Source organism: Nitrosopumilus adriaticus (assembly GCF_000956175.1).
In the GTDB taxonomy this organism is placed as follows: Archaea; Thermoproteota; Nitrososphaeria; order Nitrososphaerales; family Nitrosopumilaceae; genus Nitrosopumilus; species Nitrosopumilus adriaticus.
On sequence record NZ_CP011070.1, the window covers coordinates 120,843 to 138,096 of the forward strand.

Sequence of the window (17,254 nt, forward strand, 5' to 3'; positions counted from 1 at the left end):
TCGGAGATAATAATTGGAATATTTAGTAATGTTACCGGGACCCACAAACGTTCCTGAACGTGTAACTAGATCAATGTTTACGCCATCAATTAATCACAGAAGCGATGATTTTGTTGAACTTTATGAAGAATGTGTAAACAACACAAAGAAAATTTTTGACACCCAAGGGGATGCAGTTTGTTTATCTGCTTCTGGTACTGGTGCAGTCGAATGTTCTGTTGTAAATTTAATTAAAAAAGGTGATAAAGTTATCATCCCAGTTAATGGAGAATTTAGTACTCGTTTAGCCCAACAAATAGAATGGGCAGGTGGTGAAACAATCAGAATAGAAACTGAACCTGGTATTACTCCTACATATGATCAAGTCAAAGAGGCTTTTGATAATAATAAAGATGTTAAAGCATTCTATTGTGTTTGGAATGAAACTTCTACTGGAACGATGATTAATTATCTTGATAGAATTAAAGACCTCACTTCAAGAAATGATTCGTACTATGTTTTAGATGGTGTTTCTATTGTTGGTGGCGAAGAACTTCATATGGATAAATGGGGAATTGATATTGCAATGACTGGTGCACAAAAAACATTTGCATGTCCACCAGGTATTTCACCAATTTGTGTTAATCAAAGAACTAGGAAATACATGGAAGCCAATCCTCCAAATACAATGTATTTCAATTTACCAAGATATTTCAAATATTATGATGAATCAAAACACACTCCATTTACTCCTGCATTACCTGTTCTTTATGCATATAGAGAAGCAATGAGAATTATGCTTGAAGAAGGAATAGAACAAAGAATTCAGCGTCATAGAATCTGTTCTGAAGCACTATATTCAGGATTATCTGCAATTGGATTAACTCCATTTGCAAAAGAAGATTCACGCTCAACTGTAGTTATTGCATTAAATTATCTAGATGGATTAGAAGATAAAATATTCCGTGATACTTTAGCTAAAAAATTCAGAATTTTAGTTGCAGGCGGATTTGGAAATCTAAAAGGTAAAGTTTTCCGAGTTGGATGCATGGGTGAAGTCAATGGATATCATGTTATGAGATGCATTTCTGGAATCGCATCAACACTATCTATGATGGGCTATGACACTGATGCACAAGCAGGTCTAAAGATAGCAGAAGACAAACTAAAAGCTCTTCCTAAATCTTGTTAACTTAATATAAGGAAATTCGAGAACGATCCCATTGACTTTCGATAAAGGTTCATTAATTCTAGTCGATTATACTGCTAAAGTAAAAGATACTGAAGAGATTTTTGATACCACTATCGAGGAAGATGCAAAAAAACATTCTATTCATGAACAAAATGTAAAGTATCAACCAAAACTAGTTTCGATTGGTGAAGTTTCTTATCCAGTTCTAAAAGGATTGGATGAAGCACTTGCAAAAACTTCCGTTGGAGATAAACTCACAGTTGAAGTAACACCCGACAAAGGTTTTGGTGAAAGAGATTCTGGGAAGGTGAGAATGATTCCACTTAGAAAACTAGGCGAAGATGCAGAGAAAGTTTCTGTTGGAGATACAATTGAAGTTGATAATAAAAGAGGAATAATTCGTTTTATTGGTTCTGGTAGAGTCCAAATAGATTACAATCATCGGTATGCCGGAAAAACTATCTTGTTTGATGTTAATGTAATTAAATCTCTTGATTCTCCAAATGACAAAATTGATGGAATTCTAAAAAATAGATTACCAGTAGAGGATACAAAAATTTCATTTGAATTAAAAGATAAAGAAGCAAGTATTACAATTCCTGAAGAAATTTTACGTGCTGATGGTTTACAAATAATGAAACATTTTATACAATTGGATGTTTTTAAATTTGTTCCAACATTAGAAAAAGTGAATTTCATTGAAACACATGTTAACAAACAAACTCAAGAAAAGAAAGTAGAAAAAACACCTGAAAAAACCACTGAAAAAACACCCGAACAAAAAACCGCTTAAATTACTTTAGTACTCTTTGCAAGATTCATTGCTTTTCGTTCTGTCATTTCTACCTCTTTAAGAATAGTGTATCTCTCAGGTCTCAAGTCTTGTGCGATTACAAGTGCATCTATAATTTGATCTTCTGTTAAACCAATCTGTTTTGCAGTAGTTGGGGCACCAAGGTCTTTGAGAGTCTTTACAATTTTTTTCCAATCTTGACCTTGAAGTTTTGAAATCAAAATAGATCCTAATCCACATTTTTCACCATGCAATCCTTTTCCTGGGGCAATCTTATCTAGTGCATGAGAAAAAAGATGTTCTGCTCCAGAACATGGTCTACTACTTCCTGCAATACATGATGCAACTCCTGCACTAATTAGAGCCTCTACAATCACTCTTGCATCAAGTCCTTTTTTGGCATATTTACTTGAATTCTCCATTACAATATTTGCACTCATTAGAGCCAGATCTGCTGAATATCTACCATAATACTCTCCCGTTTTTTCATGACCTAATTGCCAATCTTTTACAGCAATAATATTTGCAATTAAATCTCCACATCCACTTGAAAGTAATCTGGTAGGGGCTTTTTTTATAATATCAATATCTACAAAAACTCCCAAGGGAGCACTTGCTACAATTGAATGTGGCTTGTCTGTTTTAACTGAAACAAATGGACTTGCCATTCCATCATGTGATGCTGCAGTTGGCACACTTACAAATGGTATATCCAAATTAAAAGAAACCATTTTAGCAGTATCAACTGAACGACCTCCTCCAATTCCTGCTACGATATCACTATGATCTTTTTTGACGTCTTTTTCAATTTTATTTAGGCTAGTAATCAGATTATCTTTTGATAAATGCCAAACGAACTGAATTTTTTTTGATTTTAATGATTTTTCAATTTTTTCTTTAAGAATTTTTTTTACATGAATTCCTGAAATCAGAGATACTTTCTTAGGTTTCGTAAGATTATGAAGAAAATCACCGAATTCCGAGATGTTTTTTTCACCTACTACAATTTGTCTAGGCAATTCCATGGTATGTGATTTCATGCGATCCTGACTTTTTGTCATTATTTATGATTTCAAGTGATCAAAAAGTTATTTAAAAGGGTCAGATGCCATTCACTTTATCTTAAAAGGTGTATTTTTGTCAAACAATGTTGAAGAAAAAATTCTGCACGGGACTACCACTGTAGGTATCAAGGCTAAAGATGGTGTTGTCTTATGTGCAGATATGAGGGCCAGTGCAGGCTATTTTATCGCAAATAACAACACTATGAAAATCCAGAAAATTGATTTACACGCAGGATTGACTTTGGCTGGTGGTGTTGCAGACGCCCAAAATATTGTTGATATTTTACGTTATCATTCAAATCTTCATAGAGTTGAAAAACAAGGACCAATTTCTATTCATTCACTTTCAAGACTTTGCTCATTGATATTCCATCAAAACCGAGGTTATCCGTTCATGGCTGATATTCTAGTTGGTGGTTATGATGCAAATGGTCCTGCTTTATTTAATATTGATATGTTTGGCTCAGTTGAAGAAAAATCATATGTTACCACTGGTAGTGGCTCACCAGTAGCTTATGGTTTACTTGAAGAAGAATATAGAGAAGATCTTACCATAGAAGATGCAAAAAAAATAGCTCTCAGAGCTGTAAAAGCTGCAATTGTTAGAAACATTGGAACAGGCGATGGAATTAACATCGCAATAATGGATAAAGATGGATTCCGTCTTTTGACAGATGAACAAAAGAAAGCAGTTATCGAACTTTAGTGATTTAATGCAAAGAAAACAACAACAAAAAGAATTACCTCCTAGTAGCCAGAATATAATGGCAACCATACTGCAAAGTATTCCAAAAGAGGCAAGCGTTACAAAAATAGAATACGAAGGCCCAAGAATTGCACTTTATACAAACTCTCCTAGATATCTTATGGAAAACAATGAAACAATTTCAAATCTAGTAAATATTATCAAAAAAAGAATTGTTGTAAGAACTGATGAATCAATTAGAAAACCCGAAGATGAAGCTAGAAGAATTATTGCAGAATGTGTTCCAGAAGAAGCAAAGCTACAAGGAACAATATTTGATACAGCTACTGGCGAAGTTTCAGTTGAAGCAAAAAGGCCATGGTTGTTACAAAGAAATGCAAAAGAGTTCAATCATGCTGAAGTAACAGAAAAAATGGGCTGGAAATTGCGTATTAGAAAAGCTACCACCATACCCTCAAGAACTATTCAAACCATCAATGCAACCCTCAAACAATCATCTGCTGAGAGAAGCAAACAACTCAAACAAGTAGGTGATGAAATATTTCGACCTCGATTAACCCAAAGAACTGAAGTTTCTCTTTATACCCTTGGTGGCTTTGGTCAAGTTGGAAGATCTTCATTATTACTATCTACGCCTGAAAGCAAGATCTTAATTGATTGTGGAATTAATCCTGGCGCCCGTTCTCCAATGGATGCATATCCTAGATTAGATTCTCTAGATATCACACTAGATGAACTTGATGCAATAGTCATTGGCCATGCACACTTGGATCATACAGGATTTTTGCCGGCTTTGTGCAAATATGGTTACAAAGGTCCAATCTATTGTACTGAACCAACTCTCCCTATGATGAATCTGATTCAATTAGATGCAATCAAAGTGGCTGCTGCTCAAGGTAGAACTCCAATTTATTCTGAAAGAGATGTAAAACAAATCATGAGACAGACTATTACGTTACCATATGGTACTGTAACTGATATTTCCCCTGACATTAAACTGGTTCTTGCAAATGCAGGTCACATACTTGGTTCTGCATTATGTCATTTTCATATTGGAAATGGAGATCACAATTTTGTTTATTCAGGAGATATCAAATTTGGAAAAAGTATTTTGTTTGAAGCAGCAAGCTGGAATTTCCCTAGAGTAGAAACATTGTTGATAGAAAGTACATACGGCCTAAAAGAAGATATTCAGCCAACAAGACAAGAGGTAGAATCTGCTTTCATTAATGCAGTAAACAATACTTTAGCAGATGGAGGTAAAGTTTTGATTCCAATTCCCGCAGTTGGTCGTGCACAAGAAATTATGATGGTAATTGATCACTATATGAAATCAGGAGAAATGATTGAAGCTCCGGTATTTACAGAAGGAATGATATCTGAGGCATCTGCAATTCATGAATCATATCCTGAATATCTTGCAAGAGAACTAAAACAAAAAATCTTAGAGACTGATGACAATCCATTTGATTCAGAGTATTTCACAAACATTGAACATGGTGACGCTAGAGAAGAACCAATGAGAGAAAACTCACCATGTATTATTTTGGCAACATCAGGAATGCTAGAAGGTGGACCTGTTTTAGAATATTTCAAAAATATTGCACCTGATAAAAAAAGTAAAGTGTTATTTGTTTCATATCAAGTCAATGGGACTTTAGGAAGACGAGTTCTTGATGGTTCTAAACAAGCAACAATGTTAGGAAAAGAAGGTAAAGTCGAAGTTGTTACAATCAATTGTGGTGTTGAAAAATTAGATGGATTTAGTGGTCACAGTGATTATAACCAATTAATGTCATTTGTACAAAGATTAAGACCGAAACTTCGAAGAGTACTTGTTAATCACGGTGAACGCAAAAAATCAGAAAATCTTGCAATGAATATTAGACGAATGTATAGAGTACCTGCTCATTATCCTCAAATCCAAGAAGCAATAAAATTATTTTAGATCGTACTCGGGTTTCCAAATTTTTATGTTAGATGGAGCAACAATTATTCTTTCTTCACCTAATCTTGCAATATCTGCATCAGCAGCTTTTGCAATAGAATACAATTCTTCAACAACTTTTCTTAATTGATCCACATCCTTCTGAGCTAATGGTGTAACCCTCAAAATCAAAATCATCTCTTTTTTGATATCCTCCTTAATGGAATGAACATCGCTAATGTCTCTAATCGTTATAGCCTTGAGATATGTTGGACTTTCTTGTTTTTGCATCCTATTGAAAATCCGATCTACTCCTTCAAAAACTCTTCTTTAGTTCTGACTAATTTTTAAAAAAATTCACGCCTACATTCTAAATTTAATGTAAGATTCCTCTTCAGCACACTGAGAACTAACTTCTTCAACAATATCATTATTTTTTACTGTGACAATCCAATCCTGATTTTTTGGAGCATCTGAATATCTTAGTGTTACAGATGCTGCAAATTCTACATGAGATTTTGCGTTCTTACCACGTAAAATTGAAACTGGTCCTAGATGATCTTTTGCTTCAAGCAAAATGTCTTCATGTAATGCAATGGCTTTGATCATTTCATTTTCATCTTTATTTCTTCCAACAACAAATTTTGTTTCTTCATCTAATCTGAAATGTCTTCCAATTTTTAACAAATCAATATCATTTATCGTTGGAGTTTCAACATGTTCAAACAAATCTTTTGCTTTAACTCCAAATTGTGGTTCTGTTAATAGACAACCACCTCCTGCATTAGGTGGATTTTCAATTCCATATTTCTTTGCCATTTCTAATTGATTTCGCCTTGTTCTGCCTCTTATCATTCCAAGATTTTCTCTCTTGATCAATCCTTCTTTTTCTGGATCAGTTTCTGGAAGTAATCCAGCTGATAATGGTCTTACTATTTTTCCAACAAGACCTGATTCTTTTTCAATAATACTTAATGAAGGTGCATGTTGACTCATAGGACGTTGCCCTAATACTTCACCTGAAATGATAAACTCAGCACCGATTTCTTCCATGTGTTTTTTTGCTGCATCAAACATCATAGTTCTACAATCAACACATGGATTGAAACCTGCACCAATTCCATGTTTTGGATGCTTTAACATCTCAATGTATTCATCTCCAAGATAAACAGTTTTCAAATTAACATTTAGATCATCAGCTCGTTCTCTAATTTCAAATCCACATCCTCTTCCACAATCAAAATCACAAAATGGTGTTTTTATTGCAACAGCCGAAACATCAAATCCTTGCTCTTGCATCATACGAACTGCAAGCTGACTATCTAGACCCCCAGATAGTAGTGCAACAACTTTTTTCTTTTCTTTTTCTTCTGTCACAGCGATCAAAATTAATTTTCCATATACAAACTTTACATCATACATAAATTGAGAATGTGGGCGTAATTCTTGTATGAAAGAAAGAAGAAAGAATCTTCTAAAATTTGCTCAAAAGATCGATTGTGATACACTAGTAACATTTGAGCCTGAAAATTTGTTTTACATGACTGGATTTTGGGGTGAAGCAATTGGATTACTAGAAAAAAATGGTAAAACCACAATTATTGCTCCAGAATTAGAAATTGGGAGAGCAAGAGAAGAATCTGAAGATTGTGATGTGATTACAGCAGAACGAGGAACAGGCTTGATTTCTTCTTTAATTCATAAAATCAAAAAAAATCAAGTTTGTACTGATTGTCAAAATTATTCTGTGATGATGTCTCTGAAAAAATCAATCCCAAAAATCAAACCAACATTAGAACCATTTTACAATTCACGTATTATTAAGGATGAAAAAGAAATCAAAATTCTCAAAAAAGCATCTAAAATAATAGATGAAATGTTCAATATTTGCTCGAAAAAGATGAAAGTTGGTCAAAAAGAATCTGAATTACAAACAATACTGATGACATATGCGATGGAACAGGAAATGTTTGATACTGGATACAAATCTACTCTTAACCCACTGATAATTGCTGGTGGCCCAAATGGTGCACTTCCTCATGCACAAGTGACACAAAGAAAATTCAAAAAAGGTGACTTGGTTGTAACCGATCTAACACTACGATACAAAGGATATGTCTCTGATGCAACTAGAACTTTTGCACTAGGAAAAATTTCACAACAGGCTAATGAGGCATATGAGATTGTTAAAGAATCACAAAAACTTGGTCTAAAAGCTGTAAGACCAAATGTAGATTGTAAAGACGTAGATCTTGCTTGTAGAAAATACATTGAGAATAAAAATTATGGAAAATACTTTATTCATTCTACTGGTCATGGAATTGGATTAGAAGTGCATGAGCTACCAACTATTTCATACAGAAGTGAAACAAAATTAGAAAAGAATATGGCAATTACTGTTGAACCGGGAATTTACATTGAAAATAAATTTGGAATTCGTATCGAGGATTCTTTGATTGTAAAAGAAAAACCTCTTGTTATGCACAAATTTACTAAAGATTTAGTTCAAATTTAAGCCTAATCATAAAAATCTACTACATCAATAATGTATTTTGAATCTTGATTGTTTGATGTGATTTTTCCTAAACTTTTTTCTACATTCCAATCATAATTTAATTCACCTTTGTATGATTTGAAATTTAATAAAATATTGTATTCCTCATCATTTATTTTTGATATAGTTAAATCAACAATAGTTTTTTTATGATCAAAAATTTTCTCATCAGGATACTCTTCACTAATTTTATTTGTTATTGCATCCATTACAGTCAATCCAGAATCATTTGGTCCATTGTAATTCATTAGAATATCTAATACTTGTTCTTCTTCAGATGTCAGTTCTGGAAAACTACTTTCAAGATCTCCTTTTGTTAATTCCGGAATTACAAATACAATTAGCATTGCAATTAATGCAAGATAAATTGGAGCTCTTTTCTTAAGAAATGATTTAAAATCATTCTTTTTTGGCTTTCCTTCTTTTTTCTTATTCTCCTTTACCATTTCCTGAATCCTAGTATTTTGCAGTTAAAATTAAAACTTGCCAAGGAAATACAATATTTCCGTTTTTTATTGTATATTGAGATGTTTTCTCCTTTACCATCTGTTTCAATTCTTTTCTTTTAGAATATTCCAATTGATTTAGTTTCACTTTTAGTGGTTTTGCTATGTATTTCATATAATTATTCCAGTAATTCTCAAATTTTCCAGGACTATAATCAAAAACAAATTCTTTTACTGAAATTTTTGAGAATCCTGCTTTACTGATTTCTTTTCTTAACGCAGATTTTGTACCAAATCTGTCTAGATCTGGAGAACCTGGTGGTATGTAATCCGGAATGAATTTAATTACGGAATCTAAAATATTGCTAAAAAATGGAACTTTTTCTCTTTTACCATGAACTGAGATTCCAATTTTACCTGATTTTTTGAGGCTATTTTTCATATTTTTTAGTGCTTTACTGGCATTTGGAAAGAAAAACAATCCATATTGACATGTAATGATGTCAAATTTTTTTGAAAAGCTGAAATTTTCAGCATCAATGTTTAAAAAATCTAAATTATGTTTTTTATCATTCCATTTTCTTGCAATATTGATTGCAGTAGTAGATGTGTCAGCACCTACAACATATCCTAAACTTCCCACTTTTTTCCTTATTTCTTTTGTAACAACTCCCGTCCCACATGCAACATCTAACACAGAATCCCCTTTGCAAATATTTACTAATTCTACCAACTTGGAAGTACTTTGAAAAGGGCCTTCACTCACACTTGCCCATCTTTTATGATAACGCGGTGCTACCTCATTCCATATAGTCATGTTTCTTTTTTTGTATTCGAGAGCCTTTTGATTTAGCAACTTTGACTATTCTATTAAATCTGATTTTAATGTTCTTCCTGTTTCATGGAAATATTTATGTTCAATTTCTTTTAATGCTTCTTCAATTTTAAAACTATCTACATGTTTCTTTTTCTTTTTTTCTCTAAGTTCTTTGTATTGTGATATTAATTTTTTTAGCTCAGAGTTTTTCATTTCAATTTTTTTTCAATTTCTTTTCTGATTAATTTTACAATCTTTTCTTTTTTCTTTAATCCTGAAGACACAATTTTTTTATTATCAATTATTAAAATCTGATTATAATCAGGATTTTTTTGATATTTAGTTCCAATATCATTTGCAATCATAATATTTGCACCAACATCTTTTAGTCTTTTTTGAGCAGATTTGATTAAAGCACTTTTTGAAATATTTGATTCTGCTTTGAACCCAACCAGTAATGCATCTTTTTGAAATTTTCTTACCAGATCTATGATTTTTGGGGCCTTTTTGAGCCTAATTATTAGAGATTTTTTATCACTTTTTATCTTGGATTTGGAAACATTTTCTGGTGTATAATCTGATGCAGCTGCTGCCATAATTACAACATCAAATTTTTTCTTTAACTCATTTTTAGTTGCATCAAACATTTCTTTACTTGTTTTTACATTGATTATTTTGGCTCCCTTTGGTGGCTTTTCATTTCCTGGTCCATAAACAATAGTAACTTTAGAGCCTGCAGAAATTAATTCTGATGCTAAAAGAACTCCAGTTTTTCCCGAACTAAGATTTGTTATTACTCTTACTGGATCTATGTATTCTAATGTAGGGCCTGCAGTCATTAACACTTTTTTATTTTTTAATATAGATGTGAATCCAAATTTCCTTAAAACAACATCTAAAACATCTTCTGGTTCTGGAGCTTTTGCTTTTCCTTCAACCATTTGTGGACTAAGAAACTGAATTTTATTTTTTAGAAATTTGATATTTTTTTTAACTGCTAAATTATCGTACATTGATTCATGCATAGCAAGACACATTAGAATTGGAATCTTTGATCCAAATCCTACTGTAAGTACTGTTGATACAGGTGTATCGTCTATTCCATTTGCAAGTTTTCCAAGTGTATTTGCTGTTGCAGGATATACAATTACTAGATCTGATTGCTTATAATCAGCTAATTTGATATGTTCTAATTCACCAGTGAGTTTTGTGATGACTTCATTGCCAGTAGCCCATTTAAAATAATCAGGCTGTATCAATTTTGTAACTGCATTACTTGCAACACATTTAACATCAGCACCATGTCTCATCAATAGTCTTGCTAACTCTATTGCTTTGTAAGCTGCAACACTTCCTGCAACACATAGAACTATCTTTTTTCCTGAAAGCTCCACACCTTTTGATGAAACGATATCAAGAGATGGGTGATCTTTTTTCTTAACCACCAATTTGCTCACGTAATTTTTTCAACTCTTCTTCTTCCATTGAAAACCAATGTTCTTCTGCAGGAAACTTGCCTGAAATTACATCATTTTTGTAATCTTCAAGTGATTTTATGATATCTTCAGATAAATTCATGTATCTTTTAGCAAATTTGGGTTTGATTTTCTCGTACATCCCAAGTAAATCTTGAATGACTAGTACTTGCCCATCACATCCTACACCTGAACCAATTCCAATAATTGGCACACTAACTGTTTGAGAAATTATTTCTGCAACTTCATGACTGACCATTTCTAGTGCAATGCTAAATACACCTGCATCTTCAAGCTCTTTTGCATCTTCAATCAACTTCATTGCAGTATCTTTTGTTTTTCCTTGAACTTTGTATCCTTGTGAAAGTGTTGTTGTTTGTGGTTGAAATCCAATATGTCCCATTACTGGAATTCCAATATCTACAATGGCTCTAATTGTCTCAGCCATTATAGAACCACCTTCAAGCTTTACAGCATCTGCTCCTGCTTTGATTAATCTGCCAGAATTATTGATAGCATCTTCAATGCTTGCTTGATATGACATAAATGGTAAATCAGATACTAACAAAGAATTTTTTCTTGCCCTGCTTACTGCTTCAGTAAACATACACATTTGCTCCATTGAAACATTGAGCGTATTCTCATATCCAAGCATCACCATACCAGCACTATCACCAACTAACAGTACATCTATTCCTGCCTTATCACAAAGAGAGGCTAAACTATAATCATAACTAGTAATAACTGAAATTTTCTTCTTTTCTTTTTTCATATTGATAATATCTTGAACTGATTTATGCAATTCTTGCTCTCCTTGTTAAATTATTTTTTATTTGAATAACATTTTCAGCCAAGTTCTTTTTATTATCAAAATTATAAATAATTTTTTGAAGGCTATCTTTATTTCTCTTTGAGAGTTTTTTACATTCTTCAATTAGCAAATCTATTCCACGTGTTACATTATCTACAATTGTAATATTTGCAGTATGCGAGGTTCTAGAAAGTGGATTTAGATCAAAAGTAATTACAATCTTCCCTGCATTTCTTAGTGCCATCGTTCTATCCCCATCTTCTAGAGGTACAACAACTACGTCGGCTGCAAAAATTCCATTTTTATCGACTATTCTTCTTGCAGAATCTATTCCATCTAATTTTGTAGATGTCTTGGGATTTGAACCCAAAACCTCTTTTGCACCCGATTTTTTGAGCATCTTGATGATGGCCTGTTTCCTTGTTTTATTTGCATAAAACAAATTTACCTCAAGTTTAGCCTTGATTTGCTTTGATAGTTTGACAATTTCTTTAGGGCATAGTGCTGCAATGTTTCCATTAACTGAGATGACAGGTCTTTCAGCAAGTAGAAGTTGTGCTGCTGCAGCCCTAATTGCATTTTTTGCAAGCCTACTTGTTTTCTCTCCTAAAAGATAATCAAAGGCCTCACCTCTACCTTGAGCAAGTAATCCTTCTTTTGCAACTAATCCATTTTCAAATCCTTTTACAAGTTTCTCTCGAATAAATAATGATTTAGCTCTTGGATGTGATTTTGGAATTAAGGACATACAATTTCCATTAATTAAAAAGAACTCGTGCTCCTTGATTATCTAACTCTGATTTAATAATCAATCCCTCTGGATATTTTTGTAAAATCTCCAAAACATCATTTTCTTTTCCTTTAGGAATCATTGAAAAAACTGTTTCACCAAATAATGCTATTCCACATTTTATATTCTTCTGAGATAACTCATCAACTAATTTTTGCATTCTTGGAGTCATAACATCCACATATTTTGCAAATTCTAAAGACATATCTTGAAAATGTTCATAGTTTTTTGATTCTAGTAATCTGTTTACCATTTTTCCACCAAGACCATTGATTTGAGATAAGCGCTCTTTGATGAATTTATTTGTAGAAATTGGAGAGAAACATATCATCATAATTACAATTTTATCTGTAATAATTTTTTCAACACTTCCAATTCCGGGTGCTCCAGGTTTAACACGAATTTCAAAACCACCATGATATGATGCTAAAACATCTCCTAATCCAGTTTTACAATTTACTTCAGCATTATGTGCTATTTGTCCAATTCGTATTTTATCTAATTTAGTATTAAGGGCTTGATCCAATGCATACGATAGCGATAAAGCAACAGCGCTACTAGAACCTAAACCATATCCTACAGGAATCAATATTTCATGTTCAATATCAAAAAATTTATCAGAAAAGTCTCCAAGCTTTAGGAATTCATTTAACACATACTCTGACACATCTGTTTTGTCAGATTGATGTCCTTTAGTTGAAATAGAAAAATGTGATTGCTGATTATTTTTTGTATCAATTTTTACTCTGGTAGTTACTCCCTGTTTAATTGAAAATCCTGCACCCATAGACCCTAGATTCTCTAAATCCTGATGAGGATCCTCTAAGTGTGCTGTAAAAAAACCTGTAATATGAGCGGGACAAAATGCCTTAGCCTCCATTGATCTAAGTTTAAATTTTGCACAAAATATAAGAATATGCTTTAAATTAATTAAATTAATATAAATTGACTAAATTCATTCGACGCCTACAAAAGATTGGAAGTACAATTCTAGTATCACTACCAAAAGAATGGGTAGATGAAAATAATCTAGACAAAACCAGTCAAGTTGAACTCGAAACAGGCCATGATAGTATATCAATTTCTCTTAACAAAGAATCACGTCGAACAAAAGAACTAGTAATTTCATATCCCTTACCAAAAGAAGAAAACATTGTAGCAGACATCACAGGAGCTTACCTTTTAGGATATGATGTATTCAAGATTGTTTCTAAATCTAGTATACCCGGAGAAGATAGAGAAAAGATACGAAATTCAATGAGAAGATTAGTAGGGATGGAAATTATTGAAGAAGATGCATCTCATATAGATATGCAATTTCTTTTGGATGCAACTACTCTTGATCCTCAAAAAATTCTAAAAAGAATGAGCTCAATTGCACTTGGGATGTATGATGATGCATCAAAAGGATTAATTTTAGAAGATAAATCTAATTTGGAAACACTATCAAAACGTGATGTTGAGGTAAATCGCCAATATTTTTTACTGGTTCGCTTAATTCGCAGTGCACTTGTTGATAAAAAATTAGCTAATATATTTAATTTAGAAAATATTGATGTTCTTGATTATAGAGTCGCAGCTAATCTTCTTGAAAATGCAGGAGATTCTATTGTTGAGCTTTCAAATTTTATATACAATTCATCTTTATCAGAAGAACACTCAAAAAAGATTTTTGATATTGTAAAAGATTTTGGTATATTTGCAGAAAAATCAATTGATGCATTTACAAAGCCTGATAGACTCTTAGCCATCGAAGCAATATCATTACACAAAAAGTACGAAGAAAATCTTAGTAGATTAAGAACTACATTAGGAAATAAAAAGCAAATTCCAATTGAATTTCTTGATTTAGTATACATGTATGAAAAGATTGCACAATCTTGGGCCGATGTTGCAGATCTAGTAAAACCAATTTACAATAAATAATTAGTAAAGTTTCTTTTTAGCAGCATATGTCAAGACAGCACATATTGTTTTTGAATCTTGAATTTTTCCAGTTTTGATTAATTTTAATAATTTCTTTAAATCCATTTTTACAACAGATAAAATCTCGTCATCATCTAGCTTCAAATCTGCAATTTTCTTCAATCCTGAGGCTACAAAACAGTGAATTACCTCCGTATTATAGCCAATTGAAGGATAGTATGTTAAAAGAGGAGTCATCTTTTTTGCTCTATACCCTGTCTCTTCTTCTAATTCTCTGAAGGCACATTTTATTGGCTCTTCTCTTTTTTCTAATGTTCCTGCAGGAATTTCTAGAACATATCCATGGGGAAATCTGTGTTGTTTGACAAGAATTACATTTTTTTCTTCATCAAATGCAAGCATTGCTGCAGCACCTCGATGCTCTATCATTTCACGTTTGACTTTTCTACCTTCTATTTTTCCATCATAAACACTTAGACCTAAAATTTTTCCTTCATAGATCTTCTTTTTCTTCATTCTGAATCTTAGAATTTATTATTATTTAATTTGTTTGATAAGCTAGATGTAATTTAGTTGATTTCTTAAAATCTTTAATAGCTTTTTCTAACCATTGAATATGAAATGAAATTCTTTTTGGAATGAATAAATCTGCTGATTTTACATTTTGTACTGATCTGACCTTTTGTGTTATTTCATCCATTTTGAAAATATTATCACTATACATAAACAAAACAATTTGATTTTTAGCAATAAATGGAATTTGTAAATATGATTTGGAAAATACTTTATTCATTTTCTGTAATGTTTGTTTAAGATCTCCATTTATCCATGTAAGTATTGCATGAGGAATATAATTTTCAATTTTTGTAGGGTCATAAATTATTGTAAATTGAACACCCTCATTTTCTTGTAATTTATCAATGCATCTTGTAATTGTTTTTGTTGATAAATTTGTGTTTTCTGCAATTTTTTCAATTCTTGATCTAGGATCTTTGATTAATTCTTCTAGAATTTCTAAATCTGTCTTTGTAAGATTTGCATTAAAACCTGGATTCTCAGCTTCAAAAATTGATAAAACTCTGACATCTTTCATCAATTTATTTGCAAGCTGAATTTTTTGTTTCATATTCTCTTTTACTACAATACTACAAACAGTGATTCCACCTACACATGGTACAACAAAAAACGGTTCACCTACAAGACTGATCTGCCCTAAAATTTCATCAATGTCCTCCCCTGACACAACAACGTACAAAACCCCATATCCCAATACTGGAGGTTCAACTTTAATGAAAAATTCTTCTATGATCTTCTTTTCCTCCATTTTTTTAATTCTAGCACGCACTGCTCCCCCAGAAATACCCAGATCAATTCCAATTTGCCTATCTGATTCTCTGCAATTATTGAGTAAACTGCTTAGAATTTTCATATCTAAATTGTCCATTATATCACCTAGACTCTCTCAATAAAACATGTAACCAACTAATATGATATAAAACTGTCTATAATGTTAGCACTATACATCATATATATTAAATATTAGACTATTCCATTGGTTTTGTGGAATATAGGCTACGATTAGCAAAAAGAATGCTTTTCAACAAAAAGGGCAGTCTGATAGGGGCTGTATTGGCAGTAACCATTGGAATTTTAGTAATTCATGTAAACTTTGTAATTTTTCAGGGACTCTTTGATGCTATAGTTAGGGATATCAGCGATTATCGAAATGGTGATATTCTTGTTACAGATGATGCAGATTTTATAGATAAATCTGATCTATCTCTTGTAAATTGGTTTGAGCGAATTCCATATGTTGAGGCTGCAACTCCGCGGCTTTCATCGACGGCAGAAATGAATATGACAAAAAATGGAAAATTAATTGAAGAAACTAGAGTTCCTATTGTTGGAGTTGATCCATTTAGAGATATTCTTGCATCTACAGTTGCTCAAACTGTAAAAGATGGTTCCTATGTTTTCTCTAGAAATTCTATTGTGTTAGGTTCAAATGTTGCAAGAGATCTTGGTGGAGCTCAAGTTGGAGATAGTGTTAAAGTTCTTGTAGTTGATAGATACGGCCAAGATCAAATTAGAAGATTTACTGTTTCTGGAATTGCAGAGTCACCTGGAGGTCAGGGATTTGATTATACTGCTGTTGTGCATATTGATACTTTACGTGATATGATGAATAGACAGGGTGATTCAGGATCATTAATAGTAAAACTAAATGATCCATCAAAGGCATTTGAAGTGAAAGAATTCTTTTTACGATCATTTCCAAACGACGATTTCATTGCAGAAACAATTGAAGAATCAGCAGAACAACAACTAGCTGGTTTTAGATCAGGTATTGCAATGATTAACATGATTGGGTATTTTGGAATGATGTCATCAGCGTTTGCAATCGTTACAATTCAGATGATGCTAGTAAATGGTAAAACAAGAGAAATTGGTGTTATGAGAGCAATTGGAGCAAAAAGAAAAGACATCCTCATAATTTTTATTTTTCAAGGAATGATAATTGGAGCAATAGGTGCTGGAGTTGGAACTGCAGCAGGATTGGGATATACATTTTATGCAAAGGAAACAAAAATGTCATTTAACAACAGTCTACCACTCGAAGTATCATATAATTGGGAAAAAATCATTCAAACAGCCTTAACTTCATTTATTTTGGCAATTATTGCATCACTGTATCCATCGTATAGAGCGACTAAATTGTTACCAGTGGAGGCGATGAGAACTGTCTAAGGTATTAGAAATTACTAATCTATCCA

19 protein-coding genes are annotated in these 17,254 nt (G+C 32.5%); 7 read left to right on the plus strand and 12 right to left on the minus strand.

Annotated elements, in window-relative coordinates; translation table 11 throughout:
- Nucleotides 1-13: 13 nt before the first annotated feature.
- On the plus strand, nt 14-1,171 hold the full coding sequence (locus NADRNF5_RS00705; RefSeq protein ID WP_048114680.1) for a pyridoxal-phosphate-dependent aminotransferase family protein: 1,158 nt from the start codon (nt 14-16) through the stop codon (nt 1,169-1,171).
- 31 nt (nt 1,172-1,202) lie between these two features.
- Entirely contained in the window at nt 1,203-1,964 is a 762-nt protein-coding gene (locus tag NADRNF5_RS00710; RefSeq protein WP_048114682.1) for a peptidylprolyl isomerase, read from the plus strand.
- Here the strand turns inward: NADRNF5_RS00710 and NADRNF5_RS00715 are convergent.
- Entirely contained in the window at nt 1,961-3,025 is a 1,065-nt protein-coding gene (locus NADRNF5_RS00715) for a sn-glycerol-1-phosphate dehydrogenase (RefSeq protein ID WP_048114689.1), read from the minus strand. The genes NADRNF5_RS00710 and NADRNF5_RS00715 overlap by 4 nt on opposite strands.
- A gap of 76 nt (nt 3,026-3,101) precedes the next feature.
- Between NADRNF5_RS00715 and psmB the strand changes: the two genes are divergently transcribed.
- Entirely contained in the window at nt 3,102-3,734 is a 633-nt protein-coding gene (gene psmB / locus NADRNF5_RS00720; protein WP_048114691.1) for an archaeal proteasome endopeptidase complex subunit beta, read from the plus strand.
- A gap of 7 nt (nt 3,735-3,741) precedes the next feature.
- A complete protein-coding gene (locus tag NADRNF5_RS00725) occupies nt 3,742-5,682 on the plus strand; it encodes a beta-CASP ribonuclease aCPSF1 (protein WP_048114694.1) in 1,941 nt (646 codons plus the stop codon).
- Here the strand turns inward: NADRNF5_RS00725 and sepF are convergent.
- Both sepF and NADRNF5_RS00735 read right to left on the minus strand, forming a co-directional pair.
- Entirely contained in the window at nt 5,674-5,952 is a 279-nt protein-coding gene (gene sepF, locus NADRNF5_RS00730) for a cell division protein SepF (protein WP_048114696.1), read from the minus strand. The two genes, NADRNF5_RS00725 and sepF, sit on opposite strands and share 9 nt — an antisense overlap.
- 72 nt (nt 5,953-6,024) lie before the next feature.
- Nucleotides 6,025-7,038, minus strand: coding sequence for a DUF814 domain-containing protein (locus tag NADRNF5_RS00735; RefSeq protein ID WP_048118628.1), 1,014 nt, complete (start codon nt 7,036-7,038; stop codon nt 6,025-6,027).
- 73 nt (nt 7,039-7,111) lie between these two features.
- Between NADRNF5_RS00735 and NADRNF5_RS00740 the strand changes: the two genes are divergently transcribed.
- A complete protein-coding gene (locus tag NADRNF5_RS00740) occupies nt 7,112-8,176 on the plus strand; it encodes a M24 family metallopeptidase (RefSeq protein ID WP_048114698.1) in 1,065 nt (354 codons plus the stop codon).
- Between the two features lie 2 nt (nt 8,177-8,178).
- Here NADRNF5_RS00740 and NADRNF5_RS00745 read toward each other — a convergent pair whose 3' ends face one another.
- Genes NADRNF5_RS00745 through NADRNF5_RS00770 form a run of 7 tightly spaced genes read right to left on the minus strand, consistent with a single transcriptional unit; the run spans nt 8,179 to nt 13,434 of the window.
- Entirely contained in the window at nt 8,179-8,661 is a 483-nt protein-coding gene (locus tag NADRNF5_RS00745) for a hypothetical protein (RefSeq protein ID WP_048114700.1), read from the minus strand.
- Between the two features lie 10 nt (nt 8,662-8,671).
- Complete coding sequence (locus NADRNF5_RS00750) at nt 8,672-9,517, minus strand: methyltransferase domain-containing protein (RefSeq protein WP_237089291.1); 846 nt, start codon at nt 9,515-9,517, stop codon at nt 8,672-8,674.
- A 6-nt stretch (nt 9,518-9,523) separates the two neighbouring features.
- Complete coding sequence (locus NADRNF5_RS11210) at nt 9,524-9,691, minus strand: hypothetical protein (protein ID WP_192828334.1); 168 nt, start codon at nt 9,689-9,691, stop codon at nt 9,524-9,526.
- Complete coding sequence (gene coaBC / locus NADRNF5_RS00755; protein WP_192828365.1) at nt 9,688-10,926, minus strand: bifunctional phosphopantothenoylcysteine decarboxylase/phosphopantothenate--cysteine ligase CoaBC; 1,239 nt, start codon at nt 10,924-10,926, stop codon at nt 9,688-9,690. The genes NADRNF5_RS11210 and coaBC overlap by 4 nt, the downstream gene beginning before the upstream one ends.
- Complete coding sequence (gene panB / locus NADRNF5_RS00760) at nt 10,916-11,755, minus strand: 3-methyl-2-oxobutanoate hydroxymethyltransferase (RefSeq protein ID WP_048114704.1); 840 nt, start codon at nt 11,753-11,755, stop codon at nt 10,916-10,918. The genes coaBC and panB overlap by 11 nt, the downstream gene beginning before the upstream one ends.
- Complete coding sequence (locus NADRNF5_RS00765) at nt 11,748-12,512, minus strand: 4-phosphopantoate--beta-alanine ligase (protein ID WP_048114706.1); 765 nt, start codon at nt 12,510-12,512, stop codon at nt 11,748-11,750. Before NADRNF5_RS00765 ends, panB begins: the two co-directional genes overlap by 8 nt.
- Nucleotides 12,513-12,522: 10 nt before the next feature.
- A complete protein-coding gene (locus NADRNF5_RS00770; protein ID WP_048114708.1) occupies nt 12,523-13,434 on the minus strand; it encodes a pantoate kinase in 912 nt (303 codons plus the stop codon).
- Nucleotides 13,435-13,499: 65 nt separating this feature from the next.
- On the opposite strand from NADRNF5_RS00770, the gene NADRNF5_RS00775 reads away from it, so the two are divergent.
- On the plus strand, nt 13,500-14,480 hold the full coding sequence (locus tag NADRNF5_RS00775; protein WP_048114710.1) for an AbrB/MazE/SpoVT family DNA-binding domain-containing protein: 981 nt from the start codon (nt 13,500-13,502) through the stop codon (nt 14,478-14,480).
- Here the strand turns inward: NADRNF5_RS00775 and NADRNF5_RS00780 are convergent, their stop codons facing one another.
- On the minus strand, nt 14,481-14,996 hold the full coding sequence (locus NADRNF5_RS00780; RefSeq protein ID WP_048114712.1) for an NUDIX hydrolase: 516 nt from the start codon (nt 14,994-14,996) through the stop codon (nt 14,481-14,483).
- 25 nt (nt 14,997-15,021) lie between these two features.
- On the minus strand, nt 15,022-15,924 hold the full coding sequence (locus tag NADRNF5_RS00785; RefSeq protein WP_048114714.1) for an AsnC family transcriptional regulator: 903 nt from the start codon (nt 15,922-15,924) through the stop codon (nt 15,022-15,024).
- Nucleotides 15,925-16,070: 146 nt separating this feature from the next.
- On the opposite strand from NADRNF5_RS00785, the gene NADRNF5_RS00790 reads away from it, so the two are divergent.
- Nucleotides 16,071-17,228, plus strand: a complete 1,158-nt coding sequence (locus tag NADRNF5_RS00790; protein WP_048114716.1) for an FtsX-like permease family protein — start codon at nt 16,071-16,073, stop codon at nt 17,226-17,228.
- Nucleotides 17,229-17,254 lie beyond the last annotated feature (26 nt).